This is a genomic window from Citricoccus parietis (assembly GCF_042433045.1).
GTDB classification, from domain to species: Bacteria; Actinomycetota; Actinomycetes; order Actinomycetales; family Micrococcaceae; genus Citricoccus; species Citricoccus parietis.
In genome coordinates this window covers 40,382-60,130 of record NZ_JBHLWH010000019.1, presented here as the reverse complement: position 1 = coordinate 60,130, position 19,749 = coordinate 40,382, and the positions used below count along the sequence as shown (strand labels likewise).

Here is a 19,749-nt window from a genome sequence, read left to right as displayed (position 1 = left end):
CCGGGTCGGGTCGGCGCCTTTCGGCAGATGGGCTGGCTATGCCTAGGGCGAGATTCTCAGGCCGCTCCGGGGCCTGGTTCGTGGCCCGGGACCATATTCATAATGTCTCACCTTTGATACCTTGAGTCACAGGACATCACAGAAGTGAGGCATTCAGATGGAAGCAGAGCAGATCGTTGGAGACCACCTCCGCCGATGGCGGCTGCTCCTGGACCTGCCCCAGGAGCTCGTCGCCGAACGGGCCGGCATCTCCCGGGCCACCTTGGCGCGCCTCGAACACGGCGAGGGCGCCCGGTTGGGCTCTGTCCTCGCCGTGGCCCGGGCACTCGGTATCCAGGACCACGTCCTGGCCGGCTTCGACCCTCTCAGGACAGATCTCGGCCAGGCTCGGGTCCGGCACCTGGGTCGGCGGCGGGCGAGGTCCCAGTGATGGCCCCGCACGTCGAGACCATTGAGGTCTTCTGCGGCACCCGGCAGGCCGGTTCGATGGGCGTCGAATCCGATCCGGTGAGCCCGCTGGAACACGTCACCTTCACGTACCACCCGGACTGGCTCGACGACGGGTTCACCCTCTCCCCCGACCTCCCCCTCCGGCGCGGCCCGCAACGCCCCACGCTGGGCCGCGAACTCTTCGCCTCGTTCGAAGACGCCGCCCCGGACTCCTGGGGACGCAAGCTGCTCTTCGAAAGGCTGCGCCTGCAGGCCGTCGAGTCGGGCATCCACGTCCCCCGCCTGACGGCAGCGCGAGGGCTGCTGATGGTCAATGACGACACCCGCCAGGGAGCACTGCGGTTCCACCAGCACGGCCGCTTCCTGTCCGGTTGGGCAGAGGAAGCCACCGTGCGCGACCTGGCAGATCTGGCCTCGTCCGCGCGGCGTTTCGCGGACACCGGCCACGTGGACCATCGGGACCAGCTGCTCATCGGCGCAGGCTCGTCCCCCGGTGGAGCTCAGCCGAAAGCCTGGGTGCGGGATGAGGACGGTTCGATGCAGTTGGCCAAATTCCCCAAGACCTCAGACCCGGGGGATGTGCACCTCTGGGAGATGGTGGCCATCCGCCTGCAATCCCTCGCCGGCATCACCGTGCAACCATCCAGACTGATGCCACTGGGTGAATACAGGAACATCTTCCTCACCCATCGTTTCGACCGCGACGGGGACCGCCGGATCCCCTACATGAGCATGCGCAGCGCCCTGCAACTCACGGACGGCGAGCATGCCAGTTACGAACACCTCGCCAGGGAGCTGTCGCTGATCTCTGCCGCGCCACGGGAGGATGCTCGGGAGCTCTTCGCCCGGGCGGCGTTCGGGGCCATGGTCAACAACATCGACGACCACATGCGCAACCACGGCCTCCTGCACACCGGCAGGGGGTGGCGGCTCGCCCCCTCCTTCGATGTGAACCCCTCCGTCTCCGGGTACTCGGACACCCCGCTGACAGACCGTGGCGACCTGGTGGACCGGGATATCGGCGACCTGTTGGAGGCTGCCGGCAGCTTCCGGCTCACCCCGGCGGATGCAGTCGCCATCCTGCGCCGGGTGGCCCAGGCCGTCTCCCACTGGCCCGAAGAGGCCCGGGGCCTCGGGGCGGATCACGAAACCATCGACGCGTGGAAACGTGCCTTCACCGGTCCGAACGTGGATCGTGCCCTTGCCTTGAACTGACGGGGGTACCTGCGGTACCTCTTTCAGCAGAGCCTCCCGGGCCGCCGTCGTGCATGGTTGTCTGGAACCTGACCCCAGAACCCCACCCGAAGGAGAACGCCATGCGCGCAGTCATCATGGACGCCCCCGGCCAGATCACCGTCGGCGAGCGCCAGGACCCGAGGATCATCGAGCCGACCGACGCCGTCATCCGCCTCACGGCCACCTGCATCTGCGGCTCGGACCTGTGGCCGTACCGGGGCGTGGAGCCGGCGAACCACACCCCGATGGGCCATGAGTACGTGGGCGTCGTGGAGGAGGTCGGGGCCGAGGTCACCACCGTGAAGCCCGGGGACTTCGTCGTGGGGTCCTTCGTCATCTCCTGCGGCCGGTGTGAGATCTGCCGGTCCGGCTACCCGTCCCGCTGCGTCCACGCCGTGTTCGTGGCGGGCAACATCGGCACCCAGTCGGAGAAGGCACGCATCCCGCATGCCGACGGCACCCTCGTGGCCGCCCCCGGTCAGCCGGATGCGGACCTCGTCCCCTCGCTGCTCGCCGCCTCGGACGTGCTCGGCACCGGCTGGTTCGCGGCCGACGCCGCCGAGGCGGGCCCGGGCAAGACGGTCGCCGTGGTCGGCGATGGGGCCGTGGGCCTGATGGGCGTGCTGGCCGCGAAACAGCTCGGGGCCGAGCGCATCATCGCCATGTCCCGCCATGCCGACCGTCAGGCCCTGGCCCGCGAGTACGGGGCCACGGACATCGTCACCGAACGCGGGGACGAGGGTGCGGCCCGTATCAAGGAGCTCACGGACGGGCTCGGAGCCCACAGCGTGATCGAGGCCGTCGGCACCGAGGAGTCGTTCCTGCAGGCCATCCGTTCCACCCGGCCCGGTGGCCACATCGGCTTCGTCGGCGTGGCCCATGAGGGTGTGACCCTGCCGATGGACGAGGTCTTCTTCGCGCAGGTGCACCTGCACGGCGGGCCCGCCCCGGTGCGCCGGTACCTCCCGGAGCTGATCCAGCTCATCTGGGACCGGAAGATCAACCCCGGCACGGTCTTCGACCTCACCCTGCCGCTGGACCAGGCCGCCGAGGGCTACCTGGCCATGCACGAGCGCCGCGCCACCAAGGTCATGCTCACCCTCTGAAAGGCACACGATGGAACTCGAGGACCTGCTCGCGGCGCTGAACGCCGGCGAGACCATCACGGGCGATTCGCCCCTGCACGAGGTCATGCACCGCACCAGTCAGGAGGCGCTGCGCCTCACCGGCGAGCTCAACGGCGGCTACCACGAGCCGGACCGCGTGCGGGAGCTGCTCTCTGAGCTGTTCGGCCGGCCGGTTCCGGACTCGGTGATGCTGTTCCCGCCGTTCCGCACCGACTTCGGCAAGAACACCGTTATCGGCGAACGGGTCTTCCTCAACTCCGGCTGCGCCTTCCAGGATCAGGGTGGCATCACCATCGGCGACGGCTGCCAGATCGGGCACAACACGGTCATCGCGACCCTGAACCACGCCCTCGATCCGGTGCGCCGCCTGGACATGCACCCGGCGCCCGTGGTGATCGGGAACAACGTCTGGATCGGTTCCAACGCGACGATTCTGCCGGGCGTGACCATCGGGGACAACGCCGTGGTGGCCGCGGCCGCCGTGGTGACCAAGGACGTCCCGGCGGACTCGGTGGTCGTCGGCTCCCCGGCCCGGGTGGTGCGCAGCCTGTAACCGCGAGGGCTGCCGACCAGGGGCAGGTCAGTGGAGACCAGTTGTGGGATCCAGACGCCTCTCCGCAGTAGAAGCGGCGGGCTCAGTTCCCGCACCCTCGGCACCCTCGGCGCTCTCGACAGATTCCAGAGACTCCGGGGACTCCGGATCCTCGAGGGTGTCCCGCAGCGGGACCGACTTGATCAGCAATGCGGCGATGATGGCCACCACCACCAGCGGGATCGCGGCGATGAAGACTCCGTGCAGGGCATCGGCCAGGCCGGCGCGGACCGCCTCGGCGATGCCCGCCGGCAGCTGGGACAGCATGGCCGGATCGAGCACGGAGTTCACGCTGACGCCCCCGGCCGGCATGGCCTCGGCGGCGCCTGCGGGCAGGTGCTCCGGGATGGCGGTGGCCAGACGGGAGGCCATGATGGTGCCGAGCACCGCGATGCCCACCGTGCCGCCGGCACTGCGGAAGAACTGGGTGGCGGCGGTGGCCACGCCTAGATCGCGGCGGTCCACGGCGTTCTGCACGATCAGCGTGAAGGTCTGCATGGCACCGCCCAGGCCGACGCCCACCACAACCATGGCCAGGGTCAGCTGGAGTTCGCTGGAGCCGTAGTGCAACTGGGTCAACAGCCAGAAGCCCACCAGCATGACGACGGTGCCGCCGACCACGAACATCTTGTACTTGCCCGTCTTCGTGATGAGCAGGCCCACCAGGATGCCCACCACGATCATGGCGGCACTCATGGGGATCATGATGGCCCCGGACGTGGTGGCGTTGACGCCCAGGACGCCCTGCGCATAGACGGGGACGTAGAAGATCGCACCGAACATGCCCATGGCAACGGCCAGGCTGGCGATGTTGGAGAAGGTGAAGATCGAGTTGCGGAACAGCCGCAGCGGCAGTACCGGCTCCTCGGCCTTCAGCTCGATCGGGATGAACAGGGCCAGGAACACGGCCCCGGCAATGTAGAGGCCGATCACCTCGGCGGAGTTCCACGGGAAGGTGGTGCCGCCCCAGGAGGTGGCGAGCAGGATGGTCACCAGGGCACCGGTCAGGGTGATGATGCCCGCGTAGTCGATCTTGGCCTTGCGCTGGACGTGCGGCAGGTGCAGGTACTTGGCAATGAACACCAGGGCGACGATGCCGAAGGGCAGCCCCGCGAAGAAGAGCCAGCGCCAGCCCAGGTGGTCCGTGATCCAGCCGCCCAGCAACGGCCCGGCGATCGAGGTCAGGCCGAAGATGGCTCCCATGAACCCCTGGTACTTGCCGCGTTGCCGGGGCGGGATGATGTCCCCGATGATCGTCTGGGAGAGAGTCATGAGGGCGCCCATCCCGAGGCCCTGCACGGCGCGGGCGATGACGAGCCACCAGAAGTCCTGCGCGAACCCGGACAGGATGGAGCCGGCCATGAAGATGACCAGGCCGGCGATGTAGAAGGAGCGCCGACCGTAGAGGTCGGAGAGCTTGCCGACGATCGGGACGACCACGGCAGAGACGAGCATGGCCGAGGTGGCCAGCCAGCTGTAGTGCTCGATCCCGCCGAGCTCGGCAACGATCACGGGCATGGCGGGCGAGACGATGGTCTGGCTCACGGCGGCCACGAGCATGCCCAGCATCAGGCCGATGAAGACCATGCGGGATTCGGGACTCAGCCCGGGGGATTTCGATGGGGGCACGGCGGCGACCACGGAAGAAGTCATGGGAGGGGGCTCCTCGGTCAAGGACGGGATGGCTCACCGATAGTAGACCCAAACTTTCAGCGCGTGCAAGTTTGCGCATGATGCACTTTTGCGCCGGAGTCGGTATCGTGGGGTCCCATGGTCACGACTTCCCCGCCGTCCGACGCCCCCCACGACGCCGGCCCGGCCGGCCCGGGCGGTGGCCTCCGGGAACGCAAGAAGCGCGCCACCCGGATGGCCCTGCGCTGGGCGGCCGTGCGCCTGGCCTCCGAACGGGGGCTGGACAACGTCACGACCGAGGAGATCGCCGCGGAGGCCAACGTCTCCCAACGCACCCTCTTCAACTACTTCAGCTCCAAGGAAGAGGTGATCGTCGGCGACGATCCCGAGCTGGGACGCCACGCAGCCTCCGCACTGAGGGCGCGCCCAGAGTCAGAACCGCCCCTGCAGGCACTGAAGGCGGTCTTCGTGGAACTCTCGGAGACCATGACCGTGGACGGTGACCTGTGGCGGGCGCGCATGAAGATCATCCACGAGAACCCCAGCCTCTACCCCGGACTCCTGGGCTCCTCGGCCGGATTCGTCCGTGAGCTCGCCGGTGGGGTCGCCGAGCGGACGGGGCTGGACCCGGAGCGGGATGCCTACCCGTCTCTGCTGGTCAGCGTGGTCATGTCCGCCGTGCGCACCACCGTGCAGCACCACCTGTCGAACGGGATCGAGAGGCCGGTCCCGGAACTGGTCGCCGAGGCTTTGGACCAGGTCATGGCTGGCTTGCCTCAACCCCGGTGAGCACCGGCCCGCCCACGCCGTCAGCTCAGCCGGGCAGGTCCTCCTGCATGACCGCCACCAGCGCCCGGATGCCCTGGGTGAGGGCCTCGAGATCCGCGAGGGCCAGGCGGTCCAGGGGGAAGTGGGTCAGTTCGGGCCGGGCCGCCAGCAGGTGCTGGATGGTGTCTCGGCCGGCGTCCGTGACGGTCACCCGGCGCACCCGCTGGTCACTGGGGTCCAGGGTCCGCGCGATCATGTCCTGCGTCTCCAGGCGGTCGACGATCCCGGACATGGTGGCCAGCGAGACTCTCATGGCGGAGGACAGCCCCCGGATGGTGCTGCCCGCGGGCTCGGCGACGAGGAGGGTGAGGACCTTGAGCTGCTGCATCGTCAGCCGCAGGGACATCATGGGCTCGAGCACGGCCGGAACATAGGACCGCTCCAGCTCGTTCTGCAGGCTCAGCAGCTCGCCGCGCAGGTGCTCGCGCTGTTCGGTCTCGTCGGGATTCACAGCCCCGAGCTTAGCCCGCAGCCGGCGTCAGCCAGAGGCCACCAACCGGAATCGCCGAATTGCATAGCCCTGCACTAAGCTTTGCCTGACCCTACGTTTCGATCGTGCCGCGTCCGGCGCGGTCCGACCCGCTTGCCAACCCCCATCGGTGGTGCCCGTGTTCCGTCTTGCCCGCTTCAGTCTGGCCAATCGCCTGCTGATCGCCCTCCTGACCCTGTTCATCGCAGCCTTCGGCCTGTACTCGATGACCCAGCTCAAGCAGGAATTGATCCCTGCGATCGAGTTGCCCCAGACCACCGTGGTCACCGCCGTGCCCGGCGCCAGCCCCGAGGTACTGGACGAGCAGGTCAGCGAGCCGATCTCCCGGGCCGTGGGCGATCTGGACGGGGTGGAGCAGGTGGTGGCCACCTCGTCGGCGAACATGTCCATGGTCTCGATCGCCTATGAGTACGGCACGGATGCCGATGAGTTCAACGCCTCCGTCGAGGCGGCCATCGACACGGTGACCCTGCCCAACGACGCCGAGGCGAACCTCATGTCCGGCGGCACGGACCAGATGCCGGTCATCTTCATGACCGCTTCCTCCTCCGAGCTGGACGAGGCCGAGATCTCGGCCGCCCTGCAGGACACTGTCAAGCCGCGGCTCGAGGCCATTGAGGGAGTCCGCTCCGCAGCCGTCTCCGGCGGTGCGGTGCAGCGGGTGGAGATCACCCCGAACCAGGCCTCGATGACCCAGCACGGGTTGAGCCAGCAGGCCATCACCCAGGCCCTGCAGGACAATGGCACCACCCTGCCGCTGGGCACCGTCAACCAGGACGGCGCCTCGCTGCCGGTCGATGGCGGCACGGCCCTGAGCTCGCTGGAGGACCTGGAGACCCTGCCGCTGGCCAGTCAGACCGAGCCGGGCACCGTGGTGCGCATCGGCGACGTGGCCGAGCTGGAGCTCGCCACCCAGGAACCCACCTCCATCACCCGGATGAACGGCGACCCGGCACTGTCGGTATCCATCACCGCGAGCCAGGGAGCCGACGTCGTGGGCGTGTCCCATGCGGTGGAGGACGCCCTGGCCGAGCTGGCCGCGGAGGTGCCCGGGCTGGAGCTGACCGTGGTCTTCGACCAGGCACCGTTCATCGAGCAGTCCATCGAGGGGCTGGCGGTCGAGGGCCTGCTCGGCCTGCTGTTCGCCGTCATCGTGATCCTGGTCTTCCTGCTCTCTGTGCGCTCCACGCTCGTGACGGCCCTCTCGATCCCGCTCTCCGTGCTCGTCACCTTCATCGGCCTGAACCTCGGCGGGCACTCGCTGAACATGCTGACCCTCGGTGCCATGACGATCGCGATCGGCCGCGTGGTGGACGACTCGATCGTGGTCATCGAGAACATCAAGCGGCACCTGGCCTACGGCGAGCCGAAGGTCCACGCGATCCTCACCGCGGTGCGCGAGGTGGCTGGCGCCATCACCGCCTCCACCCTGACCACCGTTGCGGTCTTCCTGCCGATCGCGCTGGTCGGGGGCATGGTCGGCGAACTGTTCGCCCCCTTCGCCCTGACCGTGGCGATCGCCATGCTCTCCTCGCTGCTGGTCGCGCTGACGATCGTTCCGGTGCTGTCCTACTGGTTCCTCCGGGCACCGAAGGACGTCAAGGACCCGGAGGCGGTCCGTGCCGAGGCCGAGGAGAAGGAACACCGCAGCTGGCTGCAGCGCGGCTACAAGCCCGTGCTGCGCGGCACCCAGAAGCATCCCGTCATCACCGTGGTGGCCTCGGCGCTGCTACTCGTGCTGACCGTGTCCCTCATCCCGCTGCTGAAGGTCGATTTCCTCGGCAACACCGGCCAGAACATGGTCATGGCCACCCAGACCTTCGACTCGGGCACGGACCTTCAGACGGTGTCCGAGGGGGCCGAAGCGGTCGAGGATGCCCTGGCCGATGTCGAGGGCGTTCAGGACATCATGCTGATGGCCGGCTCCTCCGGCGGCGGCGCGGGTGACTTCTCGGCCCTGCTCGGCGGCGGCGGCGGTTCGGCCACCTTCATCGTCAACACCGATCCCGACGCCGACCAGTCGGCCCTGCAGGAAGAGATCCGGTCCCGCCTGGCGGGCCTGGACGGTCCCGGCGAGGTCAGCCTGATGGACCCGGCCTCCATGGGCGGGTTCGGCGGTTCCGTGGACGTGGAGGTCCATTCCCAGGACGAGGCCACTCTGGCCGAAGCCGCACAGGCCGTCCAGACCGCCCTCGAGGGGACCCCGCACACGGCTGAGCTCAGCAGTGACCTGGCCGCGGAGCAGCCGACCGTCCAGGTGGCCGTGGACCGCACCGCCGCCCTGGAGCAGGGGCTGACCGAGATGCAGGTCCTCGGCATGGTGGCCGGGACGCTGTCCCCGCAGAGCATCGGCTCGGTGACCCTGGACGGTGACGACTTCGACATCTACATCGAGGGCACCGACGCACCGGAGACCATCGCGGAGCTGGAGGACATGGCCGTGCCCACTGCGGCCGGCATGACCACGCTGTCCGAGCTGGCCAGCGTGGAGGAGGTGACCGTTCCCGAATCGGTCACCCGTCAGGACGGCGAGCTGGTGGCCACCGTCTCCGTCACGCCCACCGAGGGAGAGCTCGGGGCCGTGACCACGGAGGTCCAGGAGCGCGTGGACGCGCTCGACCTGCCGGAGGGCACCCAGGCGAGCATGGGCGGGATCGCCCAGACGCAGCAGGAGTCCTTCGAGCAGCTGGGCCTGGCCATGGTGGTGGCCGTGATCATCGTGTTCATGCTGCTGGTGATCACCTTCCGGTCCATGATGCAGCCGCTGATCCTGCTGGTCTCCATCCCGTTCGCCGCCACCGGGGCCATCGGCCTGCTGCTGGCCACCGGCAAGCCCCTGGGCATCTCCGCCCTGATCGGCATGCTGATGCTCATCGGCATCGTGGTCACGAACGCCATTGTGCTGATCGACCTGATCAACCAGTACCGGGTTCAGGGCCAGAGCCTGCAGGACGCCATCTTCAACGGGGCGCGCCAGCGGCTGCGACCCATCCTGATGACGGCGCTGGCCACGATCTTCGCCCTGATCCCGATGGCCATCGGCATCACCGGTTCCAGTGGGTTCATCAGCCAGGACCTGGCCATCGTGGTGATTGGCGGGCTCATCTCCTCGACGCTGCTCACCCTGATCCTGGTGCCGGTGCTCTACCAGCTCTTCGAACAGCGCCGGGAACGCCGCCGCGCGGCTCGCGGCGAGCCCGCCGTCGGGGATGCCCTCGAACGCGAGCTGGCCGGGGAAGCAGTGGCCCCTGGCGTGCCGGATGCCGAGCCCACGGGCCGGCATCGGGACCCGAACGCCTCGTAATGTGACCTGCGCTGCCATGGCGGAGCACTCTTGTTCCTTGCCCGCAGCGAGGTGACCGGCACGTGACGCGGAAGTACTCGGCAGTGATCGCCGAGTACTTCCGCGAAGCTGGCGGTGGGTGGCAGGAAGAACGGCATGTTCGAGCCCCCGGCTACTCAGCTCTGCTGGAAGGCCACGATCCGCTCGATTGCCTCCGCCACCACCTCATACCCGGCGGCAAAGGACAGGCGGACGTATTCGTCCCCGTGCGCGGTGTCGAAGTCGGTGCCGGGCGTCAGCGCCACATGGGCCCGCTCCAGCAGCGCCTCGCAGTACGCGGTCGAGGTGCCGTACCGCGCGAGCATGGCCTCCCCCGGCTTCGCCCAGAAGTAGAACGCCCCGTCCGCCGGCGCGGCATCGGTCCAGCCCAGCCGGTCCTGGTTCTCCAGCACCAGAGTACGAGCCCGGGCGAAGCCGGCCACCTGGGCATCACAGGCGGCGTAGGACTCCACGGAGAAGGCCTCGACCGCCGCGTACTGCGCGGGGGCCGGCGGGCAGAGGGACACCGAACCGGAGAGCCCGCCGATCGCCGGCGCCAGGTCCTCCGGCATCAGCATCCAGCCGATGCGCCAGCCCGGCATGCCCCAGTACTTGGAGAACGAGCTGATCACCATCGCCTCCGTGGAGTACTCCCAGGCACAAACCCCACGCTCGACGCCGGCCCGGTCACCGGCCGCTCCCGCCGCACCGTCCCCGTCGGTCCCATCGTGCACCCCCGACGCACCGTCCGCGTCGGCCCCGCCGGACTTGGTGGAGATGTCTGAGGCGCCATAGGTGATGCCGTGATAGATCTCGTCCGACACCAGGCGCACGCCGCGCTCCCGGCACCACGCGGACAGCACGGCCATCTCGGCCCGGGTGGCCATGGTGCCGGTCGGGTTGTTCGGGGAGGCGAGAATCAGACCCGCCAACGGACCGTGCACGGACTCCGCCTCCTCGAGCAGCGCCGGGGTGGGCTGGAAGCGGACCGCCGGGCCGGCGTCGAGCTCCACCACCTGGCAGCCGAGCGCGGCGAGGATGTTGCGGTAGGCGGCGTAGCCGGGGCGGGCCATCGCCACCCGGTCGCCCGGGTTGAACGCCGCCAGGAATCCGGCCATGAAGGCCCCCGAGGAGCCGGTGGTCACCGCCACCCGCGCCGGGTCCACCTCGATGCCGTACCAGCGCTGGTAGTGGCCGGCGATCGCGGTGCGCAGCTCCTCGATCCCGAGCGAGGGCGTGTAGTTCAGGGCTCGTCCGGACGCGTGCAACTCGGCCGCCCGGGCACTGACCCCCGCGGGCGCTCCCCCGCCGGGTTCCCCGGCGCACAGGCTCACGACGTCGGCCCCGGCTGCCCGCAGCTCGGCCACCCGGCCGAGGATGGTCATCACCTGGAAGGCGGGCACCTGCGAGCGCGAGGAGGGGCCGAGCGGTGGGGCCGGGGGTAGTGGGATGGCGGGCTGGTCATCAGGCTGGTGATCGGGATGGGGGCTGGACATCATGCCCCATTGAATCAGCCGGCGGCCGGTGCCGTGAGCCCGTTGACCATGGCATCGATCCGCTGCGGGGACATGGCGTGGTGGATGGCCAGCATGCTGGCGCCGAGGACGCCGGCATCCAGCCCGGAGCCCGACTGGACGATCTGCAGGTGCTGCGTGGCCAGCGGGACGGTCCGGGAGTACACCGCCTCACGGATGCCCGCGATGAAGTGTTCGCCGGTCAGGGTCATGGAGCCGCCGACCACGATCACGGACGGGTTGATGAGGCTAATGCAGGCGGACAGGACCTCGCCGACGTCCCGCCCCGCCTGCCGGACCGCGTGGACCGCCTCGGTGTGACCGGCTTGAACCAGGCGCACCACGTCCTCGCCCGTGTGGGCGTCCAGTCCCTGCGCGCGCAGCTGGGCGGCCACCGCCGGGCCGGAGGCCACGGCCTCCAGGCAGTCCAGGTTGCCGCAGTGGCAGGGGACGCCGCCGCCGCGGTGCACGCGGATGTGGCCGATGTCCCCGGCCACGCCGTCCGCGCCGCGCTGGAGCCGGCCGCTGGCGACGATGCCGGCGCCGATGCCTGTGGCCACCTTCACGAACATCAGGTCGTCCACCTGTGGCCAGGCGACGTTGCGCTCGCCGAGGGCCATGATGTTGACGTCATTGTCCACCAGGACCGGCACGTGGAAGTGGTCCTGCAGGAATCCAGGCACATCGAAGCCGTTCCAGCCGGGCATGATCGGTGGATTGATGGGCCGGCCGGTGCGGTGTTCGACGGGGCCGGGGACGCCGACGCCGATCGCCAGCAGGTCGCCCGTGGTTCGCTCCGACTCCCCGAGGAGTCCGGTGGCGAGTTCGACGACGGCCTGCAGCACCACCTCGGGGCCCTGCGCCACCGCGATGGTGCGGGTGGCCTCCCGGAGGCGGTGGCCGGCGAGATCCGTCACGGCCAGTCGCAGGTGGGACGCGCCGATGTCCACGCCGAGAACCACCTTGCTGCCTGCCTGCAGGGCGATGCGTGAGGACGGGCGGCCGCCGGTGGGAACCGCTTCGTCGACGTAGCCGACCAGGCCCAGCTCCATCAGCGCCTCGATGCGGAGGGTCACGGTGGACCGGGACAGTCCCATGCGCTCCGCCAATTCGGTCCTGGTGCGGGGGTGCCCGTCCCGCAGGATCTGGAACAGTTCGCTGGCGCCTGATCCGCCCGATCCGTCCAGTCCGTCGAACCTGCTTATGTCGTTCATCGACTCATTACAGCACACGTATCGACGCAACGGCCCACTGGTCCTCCCTTCGCGCGGATCACCCTAGACCTTGAGTGGCTTGGCCGTGGCCCGGCGCTCATTGCGGGCGGCGAAGCGCTGCTGCAGGAGGACGGCCACCACGATGATGAGGCCCTTGGCCAGCGCCTGGACGGACGTGTCCATGTTGTTCTGCGTGAACATGTTGGTCAGGGTGCTGAAGATCAGCACGCCGAGCACGGTGCCCATGATGGTGCCACGGCCGCCGATGAGCAGGGTGCCGCCCACCACCACGGCGGCGATCGCGTCCAGCTCGTAGAGCAGGCCGTGCGTGGAGGTGCCGGCCGTCGTGCGGCCCATCATCATGAGCCCGGCGATGCCGGCCGCGAGCCCGGCCAGGACATAGAGGTAGACGAGGTGGCGCTTGACCTTGACGCCGGCCAGGCGCGATGCCTCGAGGTTGCCGCCGATCGCGACGGTGCGGCGGCCGAACGTGGTGCGGTTGAGCAGGAACCAACCGGTCGCGGCCACGAGGGCGAAGATCCAGACCAGCACGGGGACGCCGAGGAAGTCGGCGCGCATGAAGTCCAGGAAGTCGCCGTTGTTCACGATCAGCGTCCTGCGCCCGGAGATGAGCTCGGCGAGTCCACGCGCGGCCACCAGCATGGCGAGGGTGGCGATGAAGGCCACCACGTTGCCGTAGGCGATGATCACGCCGTTCACGAGTCCGGCAATCCCGCCCACGAGGAGCGCCACGAGCACCATCACCAGCCATGTGGACTGCGTGGCGGCCAGCTGGACGCTGGCCAGGCTGGCCACCACCGTGGTCAGGCCCATGACCGAGCCGACGGACAGGTCGATGCCGCCGGCCGTGATCACGAAGGTGATGCCGATGCTGATCACGCCGATGATCGAGGCATGGCGCAGGATGGTGAGGATGTTCTCGACCGCCAGGAACCTCTCTCCGCTGGTGATGAGGCCGATGGCGACGAGTGCGGCCAGGGCGATGACCAGTCCCAGGCTGCGGGCACCGGAACCGTGGAGGAGGTTCCGTCCAGGGGTCCTGCCGCCCGGGGCGCTGTGGCTGGAGGCCGGGGCCGGACGCCGCTCGGCCACGGGTGTCTTCTGCTCGCTCACGCGGCACTTCCCTTCATGACGAGGTCGAGCACTCCGTGCTCGTCGATGTCGTTGGCGTCGGATTGGGCCAGGACGCGGCCGTCGTCGATGACGAGCACGCGGTCAGCCAGACCGAGGACTTCCTCGATCTCACTGGAGATGACGATGATGGCGGTGCCGGCTGCGGCGAGCCGCCGGATGAGCGTGTAGATCTCCGCGCGGGCGCCGACGTCCACGCCACGGGTCGGCTCGTCCAGCAGGAGCACCGGGGTTCCGTGCACCAGCCACCGGGCCAGGAGGATCTTCTGCTGGTTGCCACCGGACAGCGTCCGCGCCGGACGGTCGGGATCAGCCGGGCGCAGCTCCAGGGCGTCGATCTGCTCCCGCGCCGCCTGGCGTTCGGCCGACTCGTCGAGCAGGCCCGCCCGCGCGAAGCGCCCGAAGGTGGAGAGGGTCACGTTCCGGTAGAGCGGCTCGTCCAGGATGAGCCCCTGGCTCTTGCGCTCCTCGGGGGACAGGCCGATGCCGGCGCCCACGGCCGCGCTGACCGAGCCGGGCGGGAGTCTCCTGCCGTTGACGCAGACGCGTCCGGCAGTCGCCTTCCGGGCGCCGTAGATGGTCTCGATGATCTCCGAGCGCTGTGAACCGACCAGTCCGGCGAGACCAAGGATCTCGCCGGCGCGGACCGTGAAGCTGACCGGCTCGAAGTGACCCTCCAGCTCCAGGCCGTCCACCTCGAGCGCCACGGGGGCATCCGCCGCGACGGGCGTCCGCGGCGGGAACACGTTCGCGACCTCGCGGCCGGTCATGAGCCTAATCAGCTCCGCTTTCGGGGTCTCGGTGACGTGGAGGCCGTTCGCGGTGCTGCGCCCGTCCTTGATGACGGAGATGCGGTCCCCGATCTGACGGATCTCCTCCAGGCGATGCGAGATGTAGACGACGGCGATGCCTTGGGCCGTCAGCTCGCGGATCACCCGGAACAGGTTCTGGACCTCGCCGGAGTCCAGGATGGCACTGGGCTCATCCATGATGATCAGCTTGGTGTCCCGCGAGAGCGCGCGGGCCATGCTGACGATCTGCTGGTTCGCGGCCGAGAGCGAGCCGACTTCCCGCGACGGAGAGAGGCCGCCGTGGCCCAGCCGCTGCAGGAGGGACCGCGCGGCCGCGTTCGTCCTCTTCACGTGCAACACGCCCCCGGTCGACCGCTCGTGGCCCAGGAAGATGTTCTCCGCGATGGTCAGCCCGCCGACCACGTCGAGCTCCTGGTACATCGTGGCGATGCCGAGTTCCAGCGCCGTGGCGGGGCTGTCGAGCTCGACGGCACGGCCCTCCCAGAAGATCTCGCCCTCATCCGGTCGATGTACGCCGGAGAGCGTCTTGATGAGGGTGGACTTGCCGGCCCCGTTCTGGCCCATGACGCAGTGGACCTCCCCGGCGCGCACGTCCAGGTCGACTCCCTTGAGCGCCTGGACGGCGGCGAAGCGCTTGGAGAGTCCGCGCACCTCGAGCAACGGGGACACCTGATCATGTTCCGACATGTGACGAAGCTAACACATTACGTCGATCATCGGTACAAGGGCGTCGATTTCTCTCATGGTTCTGTTATTGTGACTCACATCACGTCGATGAGCCGTCTTTCGGAAGCAGGCTCCCCCGACGCAGACGCACCCACTCATCGAGGAGACAGACATGCTCGCAGTTCGTACCGGACGGTCAATGCTCGTCACCACCGGCGCCCTCCTGGCGGTCGGTGCACTCGTCACCGGCTGCTCATCCGGATCAGCCGGTGACAGCACCCAGCCCACCAATGCCTCGGTGGAGGGCAACACCGAGGAGGGCGAGACCGTGGTCGTGGGCTTCTCGGGCCCCGCGGCAGACCACGGCTGGCTCGGGGCCATCAACGCCGCCGCCACCGCCGAGGCGGAGCAATACGGTGACATCGATTTCCGCGTGGCCGAGGGCACCAATGACGCCAACCTGCAGATCAGCCAGGTCGAGCAGTTCATCAATGACGGCGTGGATGCCATCGTCCTGCTCCCCACCGACGGCGCCGCACTCACGGCCGTCGCCACCAAGGCCATGGAAGCCGGGATCCCGGTGGTCAACGTGGACCGCGAGTTCTCCAGCCCGGCAGCGGCCCGTACCACGATCCTCGGGGACAACTACGGCATGGGTCAGAGCGCCGGGAACTACATCTGCGAGCAGATGAGTGACACTCCGGACGCCGTTGTCGCGGAGGTCGCCGGTGTCGACTCCCTGCCGTTGACCCAGGACCGCAGCCAGGGCTTCGCCGATGCCCTGGAGTCCTGCGGCCTCGACGTGGACAACCGCGTGGCCGCCGACTTCACGGTCCAGGGCGGCGAGGCAGCCACGTCCCAGCTGCTCGCAGCCGCCCCGGAGATCGATGCCCTCTGGAACCATGACGATGACCAGGGCATCGGCGTCCTGTCCGCCATCGACAATGCCGGCCGTGACGAGTTCATCATGGTCGGCGGCGGCGGTTCCGCCAACGCCATGCGGGAGATCCAGTCCGGTGAAAGCGTCCTCGAGGCCACGGTGATCTACCCGTCCACCCAGGCGGCCGACGGCGTCCGGCTGGCGCGCTTGATCGCCCAGGACAAGGCCATGAGCGACCTGGTGGAGGTGGAGGTCCCCAAGCGGATCGTCCTGAACGCCCCGGTGGTCACCAGCGAGAACGTCGAGGAGTACCTCCCCACCGCGTTCGAGTCGTAGAGCCATCCGCTGCGGGGCGGGGCGTTCCCCGGTGGAACGCCCCGCCCCGCATGCCGCCATCAACGAGCCGTCATCCATCCGCCATCCATCCGTCGTCCAGCCGACGCCCCCTGCAGGAGAGACCATGCCCCGCCCCGCACCGCCCCTGAGGATCGCCCTGATCGGGCACGGCTTCATGGGAGCCGCCCATTCGCAGGGGTGGCGGGTGGCGCCCCGGTTCTTCGATCTGTCCGCCCGTCCGGAGATGACGTTGCTGGTGGGCCGCCGTGCCGCCGGCGTCGAGGCTGCCGCCACCCGGTGGGGGTGGGCGGAGACCGCCACGGACTGGCGCGCCGCCGTCGAGCGGGAGGACATCGACGTGGTGGACATCGTGACCCCCGGCGGCTCCCACGCCGAGATGGCCATTGCCGCATTGGAGGCCGGCAAGCACGTGTTGTGCGAGAAGCCTCTCGCGAACACCCTCGGGGAGGCCGCGGCGATGGCCGAGGCCGCGGAACGGACCGGGGCGAACGTCTTCGCCATGGTCGGGTTCACCTACCGCCGGGTGCCCGCCGCGGCCTTCGCCCGTGACCTCGTCCGCTCCGGTGCGATCGGCGAGGTCCGCCAGGTCCGTGCCGCCTACCTGCAGGACTGGTTGTACGACGCCGAGGCACCCCTGACCTGGCGGCTCCAGAAGGAGCATGCCGGCTCCGGCGCGCTCGGTGACCTGGGCGCCCATGCCGTCGACCTGTCCCAGTTCATCACCGGGCAGAAGGTGACCGGCGTGAGCGGCATCCTGAACACGTTCGTCCAGGAACGGCCGCTTCCGGACTCGGCGTCGGAGCGCGGCCGGGTGTCCGTGGACGACGCCGCCCTGTTCACCGCCCGTTTCGACGGCGGCGCCATCGGTTCCTTCGAGGCGACCCGTATGGCCACCGGGCGCAAGAACTCCCTGCGCATCGAGGTCTCGGGATCCCTCGGTGCGATCGCGTTCGACTTGGAGAACTACAACTCGTTGGGCTTCTACGACGCGACCGCCCCCGGCACCCGCCAGGGCTTCACGGACATCATGGTCACCGAGCCCGAGCACCCCTATATGTCCGCCTGGTGGCCCACCGGCCACGCGCTCGGCTACGAGCACGGCTTCGTGCACCAGGCCCGTGACTTCGTCGAGACCGTCACCGAGGGCCGGCAGCCCGAGCCGTCCTTCGCCGACGGCTACCAGGTGCAACGCGTCCTCGACGGCGTCCAGCGCAGCGCGGAGCACGGCAGCGCCTGGACGGCGACCGGCTAGCAGCGGCGCCGCAGCATCGAACCGCACCACAGATCCCCACCGCAGAACCCCGAACCGAAGGAGCAACCGGATGGCACGCAACTACACCCTGTTCACCGGCCAATGGGTCGACCTGCCCCTCGAAGACGTCGCCCGCCTCGCGGCCGGCTGGGGCTACGACGGATTGGAGATCGCGGTCTCCGGCGGGCACCTCGATGCCTGGCGCTGGGACGATGACGACTACATCGCCGAGCGCCTCGGCATCCTGGAGCGGTATGGGTTGAGCGTCTGGGCCATCTCGAACCACCTGACGGGACAGGCGGTCTGCGACGACCCGATCGACTTCCGCCACCAGGCGATCGTCGGCGACCGGGTGTGGGGCGACGGCGACCCGGAGGGCGTCCGCCAGCGGGCGGCCGAGGAGCTCAAGAACACCGCACGGCTGGCACGGCGGCTGGGAGTGGACACCGTCGTCGGATTCACCGGGTCCTCGATCTGGCAGTACGTGACCCTGTTCCCGCCCGTGCCGGGGGAGGTCATCGAGGCGGGCTACCGGGACTTCGCCGACCGGTGGAACCCCATCCTGGATGTCTTCGATGAGTGCGGGGTGCGCTTCGCCCATGAGGTGCATCCGACCGAGATCGCCTACGACTACTGGTCGACGGTCAAGACGCTGGAAGCCGTGGGTCACCGTGAGGCGTTCGGCTTGAACTGGGATCCGAGCCACATGATGTGGCAGGGGATCGATCCGGTGGAGTTCATCTCCGACTTCGCCGACCGGATCTACCACGTGGACTGCAAGGACACGCGGATGCGGATGGGCGGAGGCCGCAACGGCGTGCTCGGCTCACATCTGCCGTGGGGCGACCCGCGGCGCGGCTGGGACTTCGTCTCGGTGGGACGAGGTGATGTGCCGTGGGAGGATGCGTTCCGCTCGCTGGCGGCGATCGGCTACGACGGTCCGATCTCGATCGAATGGGAGGACGCCGGGATGGACCGGCTGCACGGTGCGCCGGAGGCCCTCGCAGTGCTGAGGAAGCTGGACTTCCCGGCACCGTCCGCGTCCTTCGACGCGGCGTTCGAGCAACGCCGGCCGTCCGGCTCCGGTTCTCCGGACACCTCGCACTAACCGATCCGCAGTACCGGTTTGATGGTCTCGCCGGACTTGGAGTCGGCGAAGGCCTGGTCCACCTGGTCGAAGTCGTAGTACCGGACCAGCTCATCGAACGGGAACCGGCCCTGCTGGTACAGCGAGATCAGTGCGGGGATCAGGTCCTGCGAGGTGCCGGAGCCGCCCAGGGTGCCCACCACGTGCTTGCCCCACAGGGTCCGCTGGTGATCCAGGCTGAACCGGGCCTCGGCCGGCGCCCCGCCGATCAGGATCAGCGTGCCGAGCATCCCGACCGCCTCGGCGGCCTCCTCGATCACGGCCACCACCCCGGTGCAGTCCACGGCGAAGTCCGCGCGGCCGCCGCAGATCTCCAGAATCCGCTCCAGCGCATTCTCACGCCCGGAGTTGATGATGTGGGTGGCGCCGTACCGGGCCGCCAGGTCCAGGCGGGAATCGTGCAGGTCGATGGCGATGATCGTGGTGGCCGGGGTGTTGCGGGCCGCCATGATCGCCGCGAGTCCCACTGCCCCCGCGCCGTAGATGACCACAGACTCCCCGGCGGCGGGACGGGCGGTGTTCAGGATGGCACCCGCACCGGTGGTGATGCCGCAGGCCAGCACGCCCACCAACTCCAGTGGGACCCCCGGGTCCACGGTCACGAGGGCGTTCGCGTTGGCCAGTGCATAGGTCGCGAAGGAGGACTGGCCGAAGAAGTGCCCGGACAGCGTGGATCCGTCGGCGCGAGAGTAGGCCGAGGTTCCGGCCTGGGGGCCGATGAACCGCTGTCCGCTGGCCACGGCCGGACCGAGCAGGTCGCAGTAGCGGTGCTCGCCACGGCGGCAGTTCCGGCATTGACCGCAGTAGGGCCAGCCCATGATGACGTGGTCACCCACCGCTACCGAGCCCACGCCTTCGCCGACGGCCTCCACCACCCCTGAGCCCTCGTGGCCGAGCACGCCGGGCAGCGGCAGGGGCATGTCCCCGGCTTGGGTGATGGCGTCCGTATGGCACACCCCGGAGGCCACCACCCGCACCAGGACCTCACCGGGGCCCGGCTGCTCGAGTTCGAGCTCCTCCCGGACGAAAGGGGCGTTCTTCTCTTCGACAACCAGTGCTTCGATCTTCACGGTGGCCT

General features: G+C 69.1%; 16 protein-coding genes. 9 read left to right on the top strand and 7 right to left on the bottom strand.

Features of this window, described 5'->3' with window-relative positions; translation table 11 throughout:
- Positions 1–157: 157 nt before the first annotated feature.
- The 4 genes from ACFFIO_RS06630 to ACFFIO_RS06615 all read left to right on the top strand — a co-directional run bounded on the left by ACFFIO_RS06630 (position 158) and on the right by ACFFIO_RS06615 (position 3,366).
- Positions 158–430: a helix-turn-helix domain-containing protein gene (locus tag ACFFIO_RS06630; protein ID WP_378040808.1), complete on the top strand. Its 273-nt coding sequence runs from the start codon at positions 158–160 to the stop codon at positions 428–430.
- Positions 430–1,665 carry a type II toxin-antitoxin system HipA family toxin gene (locus ACFFIO_RS06625; RefSeq protein WP_378040807.1) on the top strand — a complete coding sequence of 412 codons (1,236 nt, stop codon included), beginning with the start codon at positions 430–432 and terminating at the stop codon, positions 1,663–1,665. Before ACFFIO_RS06630 ends, ACFFIO_RS06625 begins: the two co-directional genes overlap by 1 nt.
- 101 nt (positions 1,666–1,766) lie before the next feature.
- A complete protein-coding gene (locus ACFFIO_RS06620; RefSeq protein WP_378040806.1) occupies positions 1,767–2,792 on the top strand; it encodes a zinc-dependent alcohol dehydrogenase family protein in 1,026 nt (341 codons plus the stop codon).
- A 10-nt stretch (positions 2,793–2,802) separates the two neighbouring features.
- A complete protein-coding gene (locus ACFFIO_RS06615; RefSeq protein WP_378040805.1) occupies positions 2,803–3,366 on the top strand; it encodes a DapH/DapD/GlmU-related protein in 564 nt (187 codons plus the stop codon).
- A 27-nt stretch (positions 3,367–3,393) separates the two neighbouring features.
- On the opposite strand, the gene ACFFIO_RS06610 is transcribed toward ACFFIO_RS06615, so the two are convergent.
- Complete coding sequence (locus tag ACFFIO_RS06610; protein WP_378040804.1) at positions 3,394–5,058, bottom strand: MDR family MFS transporter; 1,665 nt, start codon at positions 5,056–5,058, stop codon at positions 3,394–3,396.
- A gap of 117 nt (positions 5,059–5,175) precedes the next feature.
- On the opposite strand from ACFFIO_RS06610, the gene ACFFIO_RS06605 reads away from it, so the two are divergent.
- Positions 5,176–5,826, top strand: a complete 651-nt coding sequence (locus tag ACFFIO_RS06605; RefSeq protein WP_378040803.1) for a TetR/AcrR family transcriptional regulator — start codon at positions 5,176–5,178, stop codon at positions 5,824–5,826.
- Between the two features lie 25 nt (positions 5,827–5,851).
- On the opposite strand, the gene ACFFIO_RS06600 is transcribed toward ACFFIO_RS06605, so the two are convergent.
- Positions 5,852–6,316 (bottom strand): MarR family winged helix-turn-helix transcriptional regulator, encoded by a 465-nt coding sequence (locus ACFFIO_RS06600; RefSeq protein WP_378040802.1) that lies wholly within the window; start codon positions 6,314–6,316, stop codon positions 5,852–5,854.
- A gap of 157 nt (positions 6,317–6,473) precedes the next feature.
- Between ACFFIO_RS06600 and ACFFIO_RS06595 the strand changes: the two genes are divergently transcribed.
- Positions 6,474–9,659 carry an efflux RND transporter permease subunit gene (locus ACFFIO_RS06595; protein WP_378040801.1) on the top strand — a complete coding sequence of 1,062 codons (3,186 nt, stop codon included), beginning with the start codon at positions 6,474–6,476 and terminating at the stop codon, positions 9,657–9,659.
- A gap of 155 nt (positions 9,660–9,814) precedes the next feature.
- Here the strand turns inward: ACFFIO_RS06595 and ACFFIO_RS06590 are convergent, their stop codons facing one another.
- The 4 genes from ACFFIO_RS06590 to ACFFIO_RS06575 all read right to left on the bottom strand — a co-directional run bounded on the left by ACFFIO_RS06590 (position 9,815) and on the right by ACFFIO_RS06575 (position 15,056).
- On the bottom strand, positions 9,815–11,176 hold the full coding sequence (locus ACFFIO_RS06590) for a pyridoxal phosphate-dependent aminotransferase (protein WP_378040800.1): 1,362 nt from the start codon (positions 11,174–11,176) through the stop codon (positions 9,815–9,817).
- Positions 11,177–11,187: 11 nt separating this feature from the next.
- Positions 11,188–12,405, bottom strand: coding sequence for an ROK family transcriptional regulator (locus ACFFIO_RS06585; protein WP_378040799.1), 1,218 nt, complete (start codon positions 12,403–12,405; stop codon positions 11,188–11,190).
- A gap of 63 nt (positions 12,406–12,468) precedes the next feature.
- The gene (locus ACFFIO_RS06580; protein WP_378040798.1) at positions 12,469–13,539 is read right to left on the bottom strand and encodes an ABC transporter permease; all 1,071 of its coding nucleotides are present in this window, start codon (positions 13,537–13,539) and stop codon (positions 12,469–12,471) included.
- Positions 13,536–15,056 carry a sugar ABC transporter ATP-binding protein gene (locus ACFFIO_RS06575; RefSeq protein ID WP_378040797.1) on the bottom strand — a complete coding sequence of 507 codons (1,521 nt, stop codon included), beginning with the start codon at positions 15,054–15,056 and terminating at the stop codon, positions 13,536–13,538. Before ACFFIO_RS06575 ends, ACFFIO_RS06580 begins: the two co-directional genes overlap by 4 nt.
- 151 nt (positions 15,057–15,207) lie before the next feature.
- Between ACFFIO_RS06575 and ACFFIO_RS06570 the strand changes: the two genes are divergently transcribed.
- The 3 genes from ACFFIO_RS06570 to ACFFIO_RS06560 all read left to right on the top strand — a co-directional run bounded on the left by ACFFIO_RS06570 (position 15,208) and on the right by ACFFIO_RS06560 (position 18,632).
- Entirely contained in the window at positions 15,208–16,251 is a 1,044-nt protein-coding gene (locus tag ACFFIO_RS06570) for a substrate-binding domain-containing protein (RefSeq protein WP_378040796.1), read from the top strand.
- 124 nt (positions 16,252–16,375) lie between these two features.
- Entirely contained in the window at positions 16,376–17,524 is a 1,149-nt protein-coding gene (locus ACFFIO_RS06565) for a Gfo/Idh/MocA family protein (RefSeq protein WP_378040795.1), read from the top strand.
- A gap of 70 nt (positions 17,525–17,594) precedes the next feature.
- The gene (locus ACFFIO_RS06560; RefSeq protein WP_378040793.1) at positions 17,595–18,632 is read left to right on the top strand and encodes a sugar phosphate isomerase/epimerase family protein; all 1,038 of its coding nucleotides are present in this window, start codon (positions 17,595–17,597) and stop codon (positions 18,630–18,632) included.
- On the opposite strand, the gene ACFFIO_RS06555 is transcribed toward ACFFIO_RS06560, so the two are convergent.
- Positions 18,629–19,741: an NAD(P)-dependent alcohol dehydrogenase gene (locus tag ACFFIO_RS06555; protein WP_378040792.1), complete on the bottom strand. Its 1,113-nt coding sequence runs from the start codon at positions 19,739–19,741 to the stop codon at positions 18,629–18,631. The two genes, ACFFIO_RS06560 and ACFFIO_RS06555, sit on opposite strands and share 4 nt — an antisense overlap.
- Positions 19,742–19,749 lie beyond the last annotated feature (8 nt).

Excerpts from the sequence above, each read along its gene's own strand:
- ACFFIO_RS06620 (WP_378040806.1), top strand. The coding sequence starts at position 1,767 with ATGCGCGCAGTCATCATGGACGCCCCCGGCCAGATCACCGTCGGCGAG.
- ACFFIO_RS06585 (WP_378040799.1), bottom strand. The coding sequence starts at position 12,405 with ATGAACGACATAAGCAGGTTCGACGGACTGGACGGATCGGGCGGATCA.
- ACFFIO_RS06625 (WP_378040807.1), top strand. The coding sequence starts at position 430 with ATGGCCCCGCACGTCGAGACCATTGAGGTCTTCTGCGGCACCCGGCAG.
- ACFFIO_RS06610 (WP_378040804.1), bottom strand. The coding sequence starts at position 5,058 with ATGACTTCTTCCGTGGTCGCCGCCGTGCCCCCATCGAAATCCCCCGGG.
- ACFFIO_RS06630 (WP_378040808.1), top strand. The coding sequence starts at position 158 with ATGGAAGCAGAGCAGATCGTTGGAGACCACCTCCGCCGATGGCGGCTG.
- ACFFIO_RS06590 (WP_378040800.1), bottom strand. The coding sequence starts at position 11,176 with ATGATGTCCAGCCCCCATCCCGATCACCAGCCTGATGACCAGCCCGCC.
- ACFFIO_RS06560 (WP_378040793.1), top strand. The coding sequence starts at position 17,595 with ATGGCACGCAACTACACCCTGTTCACCGGCCAATGGGTCGACCTGCCC.
- ACFFIO_RS06615 (WP_378040805.1), top strand. The coding sequence starts at position 2,803 with ATGGAACTCGAGGACCTGCTCGCGGCGCTGAACGCCGGCGAGACCATC.
- ACFFIO_RS06605 (WP_378040803.1), top strand. The coding sequence starts at position 5,176 with ATGGTCACGACTTCCCCGCCGTCCGACGCCCCCCACGACGCCGGCCCG.
- ACFFIO_RS06565 (WP_378040795.1), top strand. The coding sequence starts at position 16,376 with ATGCCCCGCCCCGCACCGCCCCTGAGGATCGCCCTGATCGGGCACGGC.
- ACFFIO_RS06575 (WP_378040797.1), bottom strand. The coding sequence starts at position 15,056 with ATGTCGGAACATGATCAGGTGTCCCCGTTGCTCGAGGTGCGCGGACTC.
- ACFFIO_RS06570 (WP_378040796.1), top strand. The coding sequence starts at position 15,208 with ATGCTCGCAGTTCGTACCGGACGGTCAATGCTCGTCACCACCGGCGCC.